This window comes from Pseudomonas sp. AFG_SD02_1510_Pfu_092, from assembly GCF_003331055.1.
GTDB lineage: Bacteria > Pseudomonadota > Gammaproteobacteria > Pseudomonadales > Pseudomonadaceae > Aquipseudomonas.
Genome location: NZ_PUQD01000090.1, coordinates 1 through 14,312, shown reverse-complemented (window position 1 = coordinate 14,312; position 14,312 = coordinate 1). Strand labels below are relative to the sequence as shown.

The window sequence follows — 14,312 nt, the reverse complement described above, 5'->3', positions numbered from 1 at the left end:
TTCACCCGCGAAGCAGGCGACGCGGTGCATGGTACCGGCTGCGCCGGTGTTCGCGGCCACGGCCGCTCCCACAGGTACAGCGTGAGCCTCGGGCCTGCTCAGTCCCCCAGTGGGAGCGGGCAAGCCCGCGAAACAGGCGGCGCGGTGCATGGCACCGGCTTCGCCGGTGTTCGCGGCCACGGCCGCTCCCACAGGTACAGCGTGAGCCTCCGGCCTGCGCCGTCCCCCATGTAGGAGCGGGCAAGCCCGCGAAACAGGCGGCGCGGTGGATGGCACCGGCTGCGCCGGTGATCGCGGCTAAAGCCGCTCCCACAGGTACCGCGCAAGCCTGGGGCTGTATCGTTCCCTGTGGGAGCGGGTTCACCCGCGAAGCAGGCGACGCGGTGCATGGTACCGGCTGCGCCGGTGTTCGCGGCCACGGCCGCTCCCACAGGTAGCGCGCGCGGTCAGCGCGAACGCTGCACAACCTTCAGGTTGCGCGCATACCACGGCCGCTGCGGCACCTTGGACCGCAATGTGTCGAGCAGGTCGTCATCGCTGTAAATGATGCGCAACGCCAGCTTCATGGTCTCCGGGTCCATCTCCACGCTGCGCCCAGGGCGCAAACCCGGCACTGTCGAGCAGCCGTGGGTATCCGGGCCCAACCATGGGTCTGCCACTTCCACCCAGCGCCCCGGGGCAAACCAGGGAACGCCGTTGACCTGCAGGCGCCGCACCTCACCCGGGTGCAGCCGCTCATGGGCGTTGAACCAGTCGTCGATACGGTCGTCGATCCAGCCATGAAAATGCCAGAACACCGGGTTCACATGGGACGAAAACGGGTCGCCGAGAAAGTCGTTGTGCGCCGCGAACCAGCGTTCGGCGAAATCGTCCGGGGTGCGTGCCGTCGGCACCGGCATGCCGTTGGCCGGGTCACGCGGCACCGACGCCCAGCGCATGTGCAGCCAATCGTGCAGGCCCAGCTCCACTTCCGAGCCTAACTGGCCCAGGGTCAAGGTGCTCAGGTACTCCGGGTCGGTGTAGCGTGACTCCCAGACCTGGAAGTTGCCATGGAAGGTGTCCGGCGTCTTGATGTCGCGCACCCACTGGGTGTACTCCGCATCACCGCTGGCCAGCCAGGTCGGCGGCAGGGCGTTGCCGTCATGGTTGTCGAAGTAGCGGGCGAAGCCGGCGCGGTCGCGCTCCAGTTCCGGCTGCGGCAGCGGAAAGCGCGGCCACGAAGGCAGGGCCTGGATGGCACGGGCGTTGCCAAGCATATGCCGGTGCATGAACAGGAAGTCCTCGCCCGAGCCATTGCGGTCCTTGTGCCGGCCACGCGCGTCACGCTCGCGCTCACGCGGCCCGGGCTGCCAGCCCAGGCCGCGCAGGGCGCCCTGCTTGTCCTTGCCCAGTTTGTGCCATTTGTCCCGCGAGGCGTGCCACAGCTGGTGGAACAGACGATGCTCCGGGGTGATCAGCCAGGCCAACAACTGCGGGCTCAGTGGGGCCCGCTCGCGGGCTTCGGGAAAGGTGCGCTTGATGGCCAGAAAGTGGTTGTCCTGCAGCGGCAACGCCAGCGCCCGGTCCAGGCGGGCAAGGCGCCCGCTGAGGGTCGCCGGCCCGGCGTTACCGAACCGGCCCCAGACTTCGTCCAGCACCACATGGCATTCATAGCGGGCCTGGGCGGAAAACAGGCGCCAGCGCAAGGTGCCCGGGCGGTCGGCCAACAGGTCGCCGACCACGCGGTAGCGCGGTTCTTCCTGGCCTCGCAGGCGCTCCGGGGTATCCAGGTAACCGCGCAGGGCGCGCCCGCTGCTCGCCACATCCAGGAATAACTCCAGTTCCCCGGCGGGCAGCCCGTCCAGCCCCGCCGCCTGGCCCTGCAGGGTCCAGCGCCAGATGCCGCGCAGGGTATCGCCCAACTGCTGCAGGCGGGTATCGGCCAGCTCGACGACTGCCTCGCCGGGGGTTTCCGCAAATGCCTCGGCGGCACGCTGGCGCTGCACATACAGCGCCCCCAGCGCGGCGGGCACCACCGCCCCCGTCAATGCCACACCGGCGATGAAACCGCGTCGGGAAATCGTCATTGCATACCTGTGCATTCATTGCGGCCATGGAGCACGGCCCGTCCAAGGCTAGAACGTTGCACGGGCGGGCAAATTTAGCGGCGCCAAGGCTGCCGGCATGGCCTAAATATTTGCCAGTCGGGCTCGTTCACTGCAGGTAGCGGCGGCCTCTGTGCCCACTCTTCGACGGTGAACCTTTTGAGACCACGATGACCACTCCACGCTGGAAAAAAACCTTGTTCATCAGCCTGTCCGCCGCGATTGCCGCTGGCGCCGGGCTTGCCGCCTGGCAGTACTTCGCCACCCCCGCCGGCTATTCCCGGGAGGTGACCCGCCAGGCCAACGACCTGCAGCAACGCATCATCTCGTTCGACAGCCACATCACCCTGCCCTTGACCTTCGGCACCGAAGGCAGCGAGGCCGACCGGGATGGCGAGGGCCGCTTCGACCTGGCCAAGGCCGCACGCGGGCGTTTGTCGGGTGCGGCCCTGACCATCTTCGCCTGGCCCGAATCCTGGACCGGTGAGGGAGGCCCGCACCGCCCTACCCCCGGCTTCGTCGAAGCCGCCCGCCACACCCAGGAAGTGCGCTACAACGCCATCACCGCCATGGTCCGCGACTTCCCGCAGCAAGCGGGCATCGCCTACACGCCGCAAGACCTGCGGCGCCTGCACGGCGAAGGCAAGTTCGCGGTGTTCCTCAGCATGCTCAACGCCTATGCCCTGGGCGACGATATCGACCAGCTCGACCGCTGGGCCGCGCGCGGCGTGCGCATGTTCGGCTTCAGTTACGTGGGCAACAACAGCTGGGCCGACTCGTCGCGCCCACTGCCGTTTTTCAATGACACCGCTGATGCACTGGGCGGCCTGTCACCGGTCGGCAAGCGTGCGGTGCAACGGCTGAACGACCTGGGCGTGATCATCGATGTGTCACAGATGTCGAGCAAGGCGCTGGCCCAGGCCGTCGCCCTCAGCCGCGCACCGGTGGTGGCCTCGCACTCGGCGCCACGGGCCATGGTCGATATCCGGCGCAACCTCTCCGACAAGGAACTGCAGTTGATCAAGGACAGCGGCGGCGTGGTTCAGCTGGTGGCGTTCTCCACCTACCTCAAGCCCCTGAGCAGCAAGACCCGGACGCAACTCGACGCCTTGCGCAGCCGCTACGGCCTGCCGCCGCTGAGCGGCCTGGACTACGCACTGATGCCCGGCGACCCGGTGATCGCCGGCTGGCCCGAGCAGAAGGTCGGCCAGTACGCGAACGAACTGTACGGCATTCTCGAACAAGAGCCGCCGGCCACGCTCAAGGACTATGGCGATGCCATCGACTACACGGTGCGCAAGGTCGGCATCGACCATGTCGGCCTGAGTTCGGACTTCAACGAAGGGGGCGGCATCGTCGGTTGGCAAAACGCCAGCGAAGCGCGCAACGTCACGGCCGAGCTGATCAGCCGCGGCTACTCCGAAGCGGATATCACCAAACTCTGGGGCGGCAATTTCCTTCGTGTGTGGGAGCAGGTACAGCGCGCTGCGCAACCTGTCGCCACGTCGTCCCCCTGACCTTGCGAGCCTCCTGATGAACGATCGTCGCAGCTTTCTCAAGCAAGCCGGCCTGCTGGCGGCTGCCCTGCCCCTTGCAGGCCCGTTGCTGCCTGCCGCCCACGCGGTACCTGCACCGCCTGCCAGCGCCGATGACTGGGCCGATGACTGGGCCGCGTTTCGCGGCCTGTTCGAGCTGGACCCGGGCTACGCGCACTTCGCCAACTTTCTGATCACCTCGCACCCCAGGCCGGTGCGCGAAGCCATCGAGGCGCTGCGCGCCCGCTTCGACCGCCACCCGGCGCGCATGGTTGACTGGGACAGCCAGTCGGAGTGGAAGCACGAAGCCGCCGTGCGTGAATGGGCGGCCCGTTACCTTGCCGTGACACCCCGGCAAATCGCCCTGACCGGCAGCACCACTGAGGGCTTGGGGCTGATCTACGGCGGGCTGAAGATTGCCCCGGGGCAGGAAATCCTCACCACCGTGCACGAGCATTCGGCCGCGCGCCATACCATGGCTTTTCGCACCACCCGTGATGGCACGCCGGTACGCCGGTTACGCCTGTTCGACGACCCTGCCAAGGTCAGCGAGGACCAGGTGCTGGCCACCATCGCAGCGGCCATCGGCGCGCGAACCCGGGTGCTGGGCATGACCTGGGTGCACTCGGGCAGTGGCGTGAAACTGCCCGTGGGCGCGATCGGCGCGCTGGTGCGCGAGGTCAATCGCCAGCGTGACGAGCAGGAGCAGATCATCTACGTGATCGACGGCGTGCATGGTTTTGGCGTCGAGGACATGCGCTTTGCCGAGCTCAACTGCGATTACTTCATTGCCGGTACGCACAAGTGGATGTTCGGGCCGCGCGGCACGGGGATCATCTGCGCGGCATCCACCGAACTCAAGCAACTGACCCCGAGCATCGCCACGTTTTCCGAGAATGAAGACTTTGCCACGGTGATGACGCCTGGGGGTTACCACGCCTTCGAGCATCGCTGGGCGCTGGGCAAGGCCTTCGAGCTGCACCTGCAGTTGGGCAAGGACAAGGTGCAGGCGCGGATTCACGGTTTGAACGATTACCTCAGGCAGCGGCTCGAGGAACTGCCCGGGATCGAGCTGGTGACCCCGCGCAGCGCCCGATACTCAGCGGGCTTCACCTTCTTTCGGGTCAAGGGGCGGGATGCCGATGACGTGGCCCGGTACCTCAACAGCCAGCGCATCGTGGTCGATGCGGTGTCGCGGGATGTCGGGCCGGTTGTGCGCACAGCGCCGGGGTTGCTGAATACCGAGGCGGAGATAGAGCGTTTGGTGGCTGTGCTAGGGCGCTACCTGCGCGCCTGAGTGGTCTACCGCTGTGGGAGCGGGCGTGCCCGCGAACACGGGCGAAGCCCGTGCCATCCACCGCGTTGCCTGCTTCGCGGGCTTGCCCGCTCCCACAGGCAGTGTGTGGTCTCAACAAGTCAGGACTGGCCGCAGACCCGCTTCAACCACACCCCGACATCCCGATAGATCCCCTGCACCTGCCCGACGATCCCCGACATGCGCAAGAAGTCATGGGTCAGCCCCTCCACCCGGGCAAAGGTCACCGCTGTACCGCCTGCCGTCAGCCAGTCCCGATAGGCAATGCCCTCATCGTGCAGCGGGTCATACTCGGCCACGAACAGGTACGCCGGCGCCAATGGCCGGCGCAGTGTCGACAGCAACGGCGACACCCGCCAGTCCAGGCGCTGCGCGGGCTGCGCGACATAGTGCTGGTAGAACCACTCCAGGGTCGGCGTTTCCAGCAGGTACCCCTCGCCATGCTGACGATGCGAGTCACGCTGGCAGGAAACGTCGGTCACCGGGTAGAACAGCAACTGCGCCAGCGGCTTGAACGCCAGCGCCTCGGGCTGCTCGACCGCGGTGATGGCCAGGACCGTCGCCAGGCTGGCCCCCACGCTGTCCCCCGCCAGCACCACCCGGCGGTTGTCCAGGCCCAGCGCCGCCGCCTGTTCGGCCAGCCAGTTGGCGGCGTCCAGCACGTCATGCAGGGCCACCGGAAATTGCTGCTCCGGTGCCAGCCGGTAGTCCGCCGCCAGCACCGCGAACTCACCCAGGGCCGCCAGCCGGCGGCACACCGAGTCATGCGAATCGAGGCTGCCGACCACGTAGCCACCGCCGTGCAGGTACAGGATTACCGGCTGCAGCGCGCTACCGCCATCGCCCTGGCGGTACAAGCGGGCAGCCAGACGGGCACCGTCGCGCGCGGTAATCTGCAACGCTTTAACCGCCAGGTTGCCAGGAGGGCTTGGGTCGAGCACCTGCGAGCTGTCGGCGAACTCGGCGCGCGCCTGGGCCACCTCCATCGCGTGCATGGGCAGGCTTCTGCCCGTCAGCCGGCCAAATTCGACCAATTCCAGAAATGCCGCCAGATCGGGGTGCAGTGCCATATGGGTTCCTTGGGTAACAATGTGACTCGAGCCTCCCTACGTGACGTAGCGGCCCACCAGAAAATTACCCGCGTTCGGCCCGGCTTGATTCCACAGGTACAGCGCAAACCTCCCGGTCGACGCAGCCTTTGTGGGAGCTGGCTTGCCGGCGAATGGGCCGCGCAGCGGCCCCGGCAATCGCTCAGACCGCTGCGATCAACGCCTCGGCAAAGCGCTGCGCCACTTCATCGACCTGCTCGCCACTGATGATCAACGGCGGCAGAAAACGCACCACCGCGCCATGCCGCCCACCCAACTCCAGAATCAACCCACGCTTGAGGCACTCGCGCTGCACCTGCGCCGCCAGTTCACGGTTGGCCGCCGGATGCCCCAGCGCATCGCGCCGGCCTTGCCCGTCGACCAGTTCCACCCCCAGCATCAGACCACGCCCGCGAACATCGCCCAGCTGCGGATAATCCCGTTGCAGCTGCTGCAAATGCTGGCGCAAGCGCTGCCCCATGGCCTCGGCATGCTCGGCCAGGCGATGTTCGAGCAGGTAATCGATCACCGCCGAACCCGCAGCCATGGCCATCTGGTTGCCACGGAAGGTGCCGGCGTGGGCGCCCGGTTGCCAGGTGTCCAGCCATTCGCGATACACCACAACCGCCAGCGGCAGGCTACCGCCAATGGCCTTGGACAGGGTGACCACATCCGGCACGATGCCGGCATGCTCGAAGGCGAACATTTGCCCGGTGCGGGCGAAACCGCTCTGGATTTCATCGACGATCAGCGCCACGCCAGCCTGCTCGGTAATCCGCCGCACGCCCTTGAGCCACTCGATATCGGCCGGGATGACCCCGCCCTCGCCCTGCACTACCTCGAGAACTACCGCCGCCGGCAACGGCACGCCGCTTTCCGGGTCGAGCAGCAGGTTTTGCAAATAATGCAGGTTGGCCTTGACCCCGGCTTCGCCGCCCAGGCCGAACGGGCAACGGTAGTCGTAGGGGTACGGCATGAACTGCACTCCGTTGCCGAGCAAGGCCCCCAGCGGCTGCTTCGGCCCGTGGCTGCCCATCAGGCTCAGCGCGCCCTGGCTCATGCCATGGTAGGCCCCGTGGAATGCCAGCACGGTGCTGCGGCCGGTAGCGCTGCGTACCAGCTTCAGTGCAGCCTCCACCGCATCGGTACCGGTCGGGCCGCAGAACTGCACCTTCGCCTCGCGGCGCAACGCCTCGGGCAGCACGCCGAACAGGTCCTGGACGAAGCGGTCCTTGACCGGCGTGGTCAGGTCCAGGGTGTGCAGCGGCAGCTCATCCGCCAGCACCCGCTGGATGGCCTCGACCACTACCGGGTGGTTGTGGCCCAGCGCCAGCGTGCCGGCGCCGGCCAGGCAGTCGATGAACTGGCGGCCTTCGACGTCTTCCACATAAATGCCGTGGGCGCGTTTGAGTGCCAGCGGGATGCGCCGTGGGTAGCTGCGGGCGTTGGACTCCTGTTGCTGCTGGCGTTGCAGCAAAGGCGAATCGGTGAACGCGTACAAAGGGCGCGGCGCGCTGGCCGGCGGGAGCTGGGCAAGGCGGGAAGCAGTGGACATGGGTAATTCCTCGCAAGCAAGCGAATGAGCGGGTGTCGCTTGGAAAACGCTTGAATGCGCGGGGGATTTAGCGGTTGCTGTGGGATATTGTTGTGGCCTGTACTGGCCCTATTGCCGGCAAGCCAGCCCCCACAGGGACCGCGCCGATCTGAAGACTTGCGCGGCACCTGTGGCAGCTGGCTTGCCGGCGATAGGGCCGGTACAGGCGGTAAAGATCAATGCCCCGAACGCGCCGGTACTTGCAACAGCACCCGCAAGCCATCACTACGGCTGTCGAACCTCAGGCTGCCGGCACAGCGCTGCACGATCGCCTGGACTATCGCCAGGCCCAGCCCGCACCCGCCACTCTGCCCATTGCGCCAGAAGCGCTCGGTCAGGTGCTCCAGGTCTGCCTCGGCAATCCCCGGCCCGTGGTCGCGCACCATGAAGCCCACCTGCCCGTTGGCCATCTGCACCTCCAGCTCCACCGCGTCATCGCCGCCATGGCGCAGCGCGTTGTCCAGCAGGTTGCGCAGCGCCGCCACCGCCAGCGGCGCCGGCATGCCCAGGTAGATCTGCGTAGCCTGCTCGGGCAGGCGCAACACGATCCGCCGGTTGTCGCCGCCACCAGCATCCTGCACCGCCTGCCGCGCCACCTGCTCGGCACTGCATTGCACGCCATCTTCGAACGACAGGCTGCCTTCCACCCGCGCCAGCAGCAGCAACTGCTCCAGCGTGCGGTGCATGCGGTCGGCGCCCTGCTCGGCATGCTCCAGGGCCTGCTCGCGCACCGCGCCATCGGTCATCCGCGCCACCTGCAGGTGGGTCTTGATTGCCGTCAGCGGGCTGCGCAGTTCATGCGCGGCATCGTCGGTCAGGCGCCGCTCACGTTCGAGGGTCTGGGCAATGCGCAGGAACAACTGGTTCTGGGTTTCCAGCAACGGCTGCAGTTCGCTGGGCATGCCCGCCACCTGCAGCGGCTCGACACTGTCCGCGCGCCTGCGGCGCAGCGCATCGCGCATGCGGTTGAGCGGTTCCAGCCCCTTGCCCAGGCCGATCCACAACAGCCCCAGGCTGCCCAACAGCGCCATCAGCACCGGCGCCGAGGCCGCCAGCAGGATCGACTGGTTCAGCGCTTCGCGCTCCATGTGCCGGTCGGCGGTGGTGATGCGCACATCGCCATGGTTGTAGGTGAAGGTGCGCCACAGCGCGTCGTCGATGGTCTGGTCACGGAAGCCGCTGCGTTCATCGTCCATGGTGCCGTCGTGCTTGTGGTTGCTGGCGAGGATTTCGCCGCGCAGCGAGCTGACCTGGCAGGCCATGCCGTCCGGCACGCTGAACTGGTCGGCGGAAATGTGCGCCTCGCCGCCCTTGGCGGTCAGCGGCTGCGGCAACTGGTCGATCAGCCCGGCGACCATGCGTGCCGAAGCCACCAGGCGCTGGTCGAGGGAGAACATCATCTGCTGGCGCAGGTCGCGCAGCATCCACGCCGCAGCCAGCACCCAGATGATGACGAAGGCGCTACCCAGGATCAGGCTCAGGCGTACCCGCAGGCTCATGATGTTGCCTCTTCCGGCGCTTGCGCCGGGCCCAGGCGGTAGCCCAGGCCGCGCACGGTCTCGACGATGCCGTTACCCAGCTTGCGCCGCAGGTGGTGGATATGCACGTTCAGGGCATTGCTCTCGACTTCGTCGCCGAAGCCATACACGCAGTCCTTGAGCTGCTCGCTGGACAGCACCCGCCCGGCGTTCTGCAGCAGCGCCTGGAGCAGCGCCTGTTCGCGGCGCGACAGGTCGACCGGCTGCCCGGCCAGGGTCGCCTCGCAGGTGCTCGGGTCGTAGCGCAGCGGGCCGTGCTCGATCACGTTCACCGCGCGCCCGGCCACCCGGCGCAGCAAGGTATGCAGACGCGCGGCCAGTTCACGCAGGTCGAACGGCTTGAGCAGGTAATCGTCGGCGCCTGCCTGCAGGCCATCGACCCGGTCGGTGACCGCATCGCGCGCGGTGAGCACCAGCACCGGCAGCGTCTCGCCCTGCTGACGCAGGCGGCGCAGCAGCTTGAGGCCGTCCTCGTCGGGCAGGCCGAGGTCGAGAATCATCACATCGAACTGCGCCGCCTGCAGCATCGCCCGCGCAGCGGCGGCGTTGCCCACCCGGTCCACGGTCAGGCCCTGGGCGGTAAGGCCGGCGCAGATGCCGGCGGCGATCAGGTCGTCGTCCTCGCAGAGCAGAACGTGCATGGTGGGGCTCCCGGGTTGGTCTGGCTGGCATTGCACATGGGGCGGATTAAGGGGGGATTATGGACCTTTTGCAGCGGCATTGGGCTGAGCGTCGACGGTGCGCTGGCGAACATCCGCAGCTACTTCAGCCCCTGCGGCGTATCGACATCCAGCAATATCCCGGCGTCCTCCACTGCCACCACCACACAACGATCGCGCTGCGCCCGCACCACTGCCCGTGCGCCTTCATCGCCAGTCAGTTGCCCGAGCGCCGGCCAGAAATCGCGGCCGAAAATCACCGGGTGCCCCTGCTGCCCGGCATGCCGTGGCAGCACGATGTGCGAAGCGCTGGCGGCCTCGGCCAACTGGCGCAAGGTGGCCAATTCGATCCACGGCATGTCCCCCAGCAAGATCGCCACCGCCTGCGCCTGGCTGTCGGCCAGCGATGCCACCCCTGCCGCCAGGCTATGGCCCATCCCCGCCGCCGCATCAGGGCTGACGACGATGCGGCACGCGGCAGGCAGGCCGAGATCTTCCCCGCGCTCGCCCTCGCGCAACACCACGCGCACCTCATCGAACACCGCCCGGGCCCGCTCGACGCTATGCGCCAGCAGGCTGCGGCCATCGGCCAGGGTCGCCCGGCGCTTGTCGGCACCGAAGCGCGCACCACGCCCGGCGGCCAGCACCAGCGCGATCACTTTCATGGCGCCACCTGACGCCTGCCGGCGGCAACGCTGGCGACGGGTGCAACGATTGGGACAATCTCGGCGAACATGATCAGGTCATCGATTTGCAAGTCATGGGCCATGCAACCACTGCCGTATCGGCATGGCAAGCGCGATCGGCGATGACGCTGCGGCGGTTTAACCTTGAGTTAATCGACCCGGGCCAGCATGGCCCCATTCCTACCTGCCAAGGCGAAGACATGCGCGTCCTCCTGCTGTTCCTGACACTGCTGCTGGCCGGCCCGTTGCAGGCCAACCCGTTCGACGTCAAGCCGCAGTTCCTGCCGGTCAACCAGGCCTTCGTGCTGACCCACGACCGCCAGGCCGATGGTCAGATGCGCCTGTTCTTCCAGATCAAGCCGGGCTACTACCTGTATCAGAAGCGCCTGAAGTTCGACGGTTTGCCCGCCGAACAGCACCCGCAATTGCCAGCCGCCCTCAACCACCACGACGAGTTCTTCGGCGACAGCGCGGTGTACCGCGACCAGCTCGAACTGCTGTTGCCGGCCAATGCCCAGGGCCAGTTGCGCCTGGGCTGGCAGGGCTGTGCCGACGCCGGGCTGTGCTACCCGCCGCAAACCACGCTGATCGACCTGGGCGGCAGCGCGGCGTCGGCCGTCGAGCAGGCCAGCGACCAGGCCCTGGCCAGCGACCTGCAGCAAGGCCACCTGGCCTGGAGCCTGCTGCTGTTCTTCGGCCTTGGCCTGCTGCTGGCCTTTACCCCCTGCTCGCTGCCGATGCTGCCGATCCTTGCCGGGCTGGTGCTGGGCAATGGCGCCAGCGCACGGCGCGGCTGGCTGCTGGCCGGGGTGTATGTGCTGAGCATGGCCCTGGTGTATGCCGCCCTGGGCGTGGTCGCCGCGCTGCTCGGCGCCAGCCTGCAGGCCTGGCTGCAACAACCTTGGCTGCTGGGTAGCCTGGCGGCGCTGTTCGTGCTCCTGGCGCTGCCGATGTTCGGCGCCTTCGAACTGCAGCTGCCCGCCGCCCTGCGCGACCGACTCGACCGCGCCGGGCACGGCACCCGTGGCGGCAACCTGTATGGCGCGGCGCTGCTCGGCGCGCTGTCCGGCCTGCTGATGGGCCCGTGCATGACCGCACCTTTGGCCGGCGCGCTGCTGTACATCGCCCAGAGCGGCGATATGTTGCAGGGCGCGCTGGTGCTGTTCAGCCTCGGCCTGGGCATGGGCGTGCCGCTGTTGTTGCTGGTGACCGTGGGCAACCGCTACCTGCCACGCCCGGGCGCGTGGATGAACCGGGTCAAGGGGGTGTTCGGCTTCGTGTTCCTGGCGATGGCGCTGTACACCGTACGCGGTCTGCTGCCCGCAGCCTTGCTGCTGGCCCTGAGCGGCGCCTTGCTGATCGCCCTGGCCTGGGCCGCCTGGCCGGCACTGCAGCGGCTGCCGGCGTTGCGCGCAATCCCGCTGCTGGGTGCCCTGTGGGGCGGCCTGCTGCTGGTGGGGGCGGCAGCCGGTGGCGACGATCTTTGGCAACCCCTGCGCCCGTTCGCCGCTGGCGGCGCTGCGCCGGCCAGCGCGCAGCATGCCGAAGACGCCTTTGTCACCGTCAGCCGCCCGGAAGACCTGCAACGCGAACTGGATGCAGCCAAGGCGCGCGGCCAGTGGGTGATGCTCGACTACTATGCCGACTGGTGCGTGTCGTGCAAGGTCATGGAAAAGCAGGTGTTCGCCCGCAGCGACGTACAGGCCGGGCTGGCCGGCGTGCACCTGCTGCGCCTGGACGTGACCGCCGATACCCCGGCCAGCCAGGCCCTGCTGCAGCGCTACCAGGTACCCGGCCCGCCCAGCATCATCTGGATCGGCCCGGAAGGCGACGAACGCCGCGCGCGGCGCATCACCGGTGAAGTGGATGCGGCCGCGTTCCTGCAACACTGGGCCCAGACCAGGAGCCAAGGCTGATGCTGACCGTAACCCTGGGGCCGTTGACCATGGCGCTCAACCACCTGCTGATGCTGACCGCCCTGGGGATCGCCAGCGTGGTCGGCTGGTGGGTCGCCCGGCGTGGCGGCGAGAGCCCGGAATCGGCACTGTTCAACCTGTTCCTGATCGGCCTGCTGTGGGCACGCGCAGGCTTCGTCCTGGCCTACTGGCCGATGTACCAGAGTGACCTGCTGCAGGTCATCGATATCCGCGATGGCGGCTTCCTGTTCTGGTCGGGCCTGGCCGGTATCGTGCTCGGCGCCCTGTGGCAGGGTTGGCGTCACCCCGGGCTGCGCCGCCCGCTGGGCTGGGCGCTGTTCAGCGGCGCGCTGTTCTGGGGCCTGGCCAGCCTCGGCGGGCATCTGTACAGCAAGGGTACCGAACTGCCGGAGCTGAGCCTGCGCAATGCCGGCGGCCAGCCGGTGGCGCTGCACAGCTACCGCGGCAAGCCGCTGGTCATCAACATCTGGGCCACCTGGTGCCCGCCCTGCCGACGCGAAATGCCGGTGCTGCAACAGGCGCAAGGCGCTTACCCGCACGTGACGTTCCTGTTCGTCAACCAGGGCGAGACCCCGGAAAACGTCAGCACCTTCCTCGCCACCACCGGCCTGAGCCTGACCCACGTGCTGTTCGACGGTACCGGCCTGCTGGCCCAGCGCGTCGGTTCCATGGCCTTGCCCACCACCCTGTTCTACGACGCCGACGGGCGGCTGATCGGCAGCCACCTCGGCGAGCTGTCCCGGGCCAGCCTGCGCCACGCCCTGGAGCCTTTCGACCGGGCCAGCGCGCCCGCCCCCGCCGCACAAGGAAACTGACATGCGACTGATTGCACTGCTGCCCCTGTCCCTGGCCCTGCTGGCCGCCCCCACCTTGCAGGCCGAAGAACTGCCCAAGGCCGTTCAGCAACTGCAAGCCAAGGGCGCCGTGATCAAAGGCAGCTTCGACGCCCCTAATGGCCTGCGCGGGTATGCCGCCGAGTATCAGAATAATGGCCTGGCCCTGTACCTCACCCCTGACGGCAAGCACGTGCTGGTCGGCAGCCTGTTCGATGAACAGGGCAAGGACCTCAGTGCCGAGCCGTTGAACAAGCTGGTGTATGCGCCGATGAGCAAGGCGCTCTGGGCGAAAATGGAGAAAACCGCCTGGATCGCCGACGGCAAGGACGATGCGCCGCGCAAGGTGTACCTGTTCAGCGACCCCAACTGCCCGTACTGCAACATGTTCTGGGAGCAGGCGCGGCCGTGGGTGGAGTCAGGCAAGGTGCAGTTGCGCCATATCATGGTCGGCATCATCCGCGAGGACAGCCCGGGCAAGTCGGCGGCGTTGCTGGCGGCAAAAGACCCGGCCAAGGCACTGCAACAGCATGAACAGGCCGGCAAGGCGAGCCCCCTGAAGCCGCTGCAGCAGGTGCCGGCGGCGGTGCAGCAGAAGCTGGCGGCGAACATGGCGTTGATGGAAGAAATGGGCTTGCAGGCGACCCCGGCGATCTTCTATCAGGATGAGCAGGGCAACCTGCAAAGCCAGCAAGGCGCACCACGGCCGGAATTGTTGGGCAAGATTCTCGGCAAGCGCTGAGAGACTGCTTGCCAGTACCGGCCCCTTCGCGGGTGAACCCGCTCCCACAGGCTGGACTGCACCGGCCCTGAACACGGTGCTGATCCCTGTGGGAGCGGGCAAGCCCGCGAAGAATCCAGCGCGCTGCATGGCACCGGCTGCGCCGGCGCCGAAGGCTGCGGTAATCCTGTGGGAGCGGGCTTACCCGCGAAAGGGCCCGTACAGGCGCCCCATATCAACTCAGGTCACAACCCCTCCAGCTCCGCCATCAGGTCACTCAGCCGGTCGACCTTGTCGTCATCCAGCGCACTGCCCTGCAGCC

General features: G+C 67.6%; 11 protein-coding genes. 5 read left to right on the top strand and 6 right to left on the bottom strand.

What is annotated here, in order from left to right:
- Nucleotides 1-446: 446 nt before the first annotated feature.
- Nucleotides 447-2,066 (bottom strand): PvdJ/PvdD/PvdP-like protein, encoded by a 1,620-nt coding sequence (locus C6A77_RS24055; protein WP_114171858.1) that lies wholly within the window; start codon nucleotides 2,064-2,066, stop codon nucleotides 447-449.
- A gap of 188 nt (nucleotides 2,067-2,254) precedes the next feature.
- Here C6A77_RS24055 and C6A77_RS24050 point away from each other — a divergent pair, with 188 nt between their 5' ends.
- Nucleotides 2,255-3,601 (top strand): dipeptidase, encoded by a 1,347-nt coding sequence (locus C6A77_RS24050; RefSeq protein WP_114171857.1) that lies wholly within the window; start codon nucleotides 2,255-2,257, stop codon nucleotides 3,599-3,601.
- Nucleotides 3,602-3,617: 16 nt separating this feature from the next.
- Nucleotides 3,618-4,916 carry an aminotransferase class V-fold PLP-dependent enzyme gene (locus tag C6A77_RS24045; RefSeq protein ID WP_114171856.1) on the top strand — a complete coding sequence of 433 codons (1,299 nt, stop codon included), beginning with the start codon at nucleotides 3,618-3,620 and terminating at the stop codon, nucleotides 4,914-4,916.
- 119 nt (nucleotides 4,917-5,035) lie between these two features.
- Here the strand turns inward: C6A77_RS24045 and C6A77_RS24040 are convergent, their stop codons facing one another.
- From C6A77_RS24040 to C6A77_RS24020, 5 genes are all read right to left on the bottom strand, one after another.
- Complete coding sequence (locus C6A77_RS24040; RefSeq protein ID WP_114171855.1) at nucleotides 5,036-6,004, bottom strand: alpha/beta hydrolase; 969 nt, start codon at nucleotides 6,002-6,004, stop codon at nucleotides 5,036-5,038.
- Between the two features lie 181 nt (nucleotides 6,005-6,185).
- Nucleotides 6,186-7,577: an aspartate aminotransferase family protein gene (locus C6A77_RS24035; RefSeq protein WP_114171854.1), complete on the bottom strand. Its 1,392-nt coding sequence runs from the start codon at nucleotides 7,575-7,577 to the stop codon at nucleotides 6,186-6,188.
- 215 nt (nucleotides 7,578-7,792) lie between these two features.
- Nucleotides 7,793-9,115 (bottom strand): ATP-binding protein, encoded by a 1,323-nt coding sequence (locus tag C6A77_RS24030; RefSeq protein WP_114171853.1) that lies wholly within the window; start codon nucleotides 9,113-9,115, stop codon nucleotides 7,793-7,795.
- Nucleotides 9,112-9,795 carry a response regulator transcription factor gene (locus C6A77_RS24025; protein WP_114171852.1) on the bottom strand — a complete coding sequence of 228 codons (684 nt, stop codon included), beginning with the start codon at nucleotides 9,793-9,795 and terminating at the stop codon, nucleotides 9,112-9,114. The genes C6A77_RS24030 and C6A77_RS24025 overlap by 4 nt, the downstream gene beginning before the upstream one ends.
- 119 nt (nucleotides 9,796-9,914) lie before the next feature.
- Nucleotides 9,915-10,478: a nucleotidyltransferase family protein gene (locus tag C6A77_RS24020; protein ID WP_114171851.1), complete on the bottom strand. Its 564-nt coding sequence runs from the start codon at nucleotides 10,476-10,478 to the stop codon at nucleotides 9,915-9,917.
- A 221-nt stretch (nucleotides 10,479-10,699) separates the two neighbouring features.
- On the opposite strand from C6A77_RS24020, the gene dsbD reads away from it, so the two are divergent.
- The 3 genes from dsbD to dsbG are packed head-to-tail and all read left to right on the top strand — an operon-like array spanning nucleotide 10,700 to nucleotide 14,011.
- Nucleotides 10,700-12,415: a protein-disulfide reductase DsbD gene (gene dsbD / locus C6A77_RS24015; RefSeq protein WP_114171850.1), complete on the top strand. Its 1,716-nt coding sequence runs from the start codon at nucleotides 10,700-10,702 to the stop codon at nucleotides 12,413-12,415.
- Nucleotides 12,415-13,251, top strand: coding sequence for a TlpA disulfide reductase family protein (locus tag C6A77_RS24010; RefSeq protein WP_114171849.1), 837 nt, complete (start codon nucleotides 12,415-12,417; stop codon nucleotides 13,249-13,251). Before dsbD ends, C6A77_RS24010 begins: the two co-directional genes overlap by 1 nt.
- A 1-nt stretch (nucleotide 13,252) precedes the next feature.
- Nucleotides 13,253-14,011, top strand: a complete 759-nt coding sequence (gene dsbG, locus C6A77_RS24005; protein WP_114171848.1) for a thiol:disulfide interchange protein DsbG — start codon at nucleotides 13,253-13,255, stop codon at nucleotides 14,009-14,011.
- Nucleotides 14,012-14,312: the final 301 nt, after the last annotated feature.

Excerpts from the sequence above, each read along its gene's own strand:
- C6A77_RS24020 (WP_114171851.1), bottom strand. The coding sequence starts at position 10,478 with ATGAAAGTGATCGCGCTGGTGCTGGCCGCCGGGCGTGGTGCGCGCTTC.
- C6A77_RS24025 (WP_114171852.1), bottom strand. The coding sequence starts at position 9,795 with ATGCACGTTCTGCTCTGCGAGGACGACGACCTGATCGCCGCCGGCATC.
- C6A77_RS24010 (WP_114171849.1), top strand. The coding sequence starts at position 12,415 with ATGCTGACCGTAACCCTGGGGCCGTTGACCATGGCGCTCAACCACCTG.
- C6A77_RS24040 (WP_114171855.1), bottom strand. The coding sequence starts at position 6,004 with ATGGCACTGCACCCCGATCTGGCGGCATTTCTGGAATTGGTCGAATTT.
- C6A77_RS24050 (WP_114171857.1), top strand. The coding sequence starts at position 2,255 with ATGACCACTCCACGCTGGAAAAAAACCTTGTTCATCAGCCTGTCCGCC.
- dsbG (WP_114171848.1), top strand. The coding sequence starts at position 13,253 with ATGCGACTGATTGCACTGCTGCCCCTGTCCCTGGCCCTGCTGGCCGCC.
- C6A77_RS24045 (WP_114171856.1), top strand. The coding sequence starts at position 3,618 with ATGAACGATCGTCGCAGCTTTCTCAAGCAAGCCGGCCTGCTGGCGGCT.
- dsbD (WP_114171850.1), top strand. The coding sequence starts at position 10,700 with ATGCGCGTCCTCCTGCTGTTCCTGACACTGCTGCTGGCCGGCCCGTTG.
- C6A77_RS24035 (WP_114171854.1), bottom strand. The coding sequence starts at position 7,577 with ATGTCCACTGCTTCCCGCCTTGCCCAGCTCCCGCCGGCCAGCGCGCCG.
- C6A77_RS24055 (WP_114171858.1), bottom strand. The coding sequence starts at position 2,066 with ATGACGATTTCCCGACGCGGTTTCATCGCCGGTGTGGCATTGACGGGG.
- C6A77_RS24030 (WP_114171853.1), bottom strand. The coding sequence starts at position 9,115 with ATGAGCCTGCGGGTACGCCTGAGCCTGATCCTGGGTAGCGCCTTCGTC.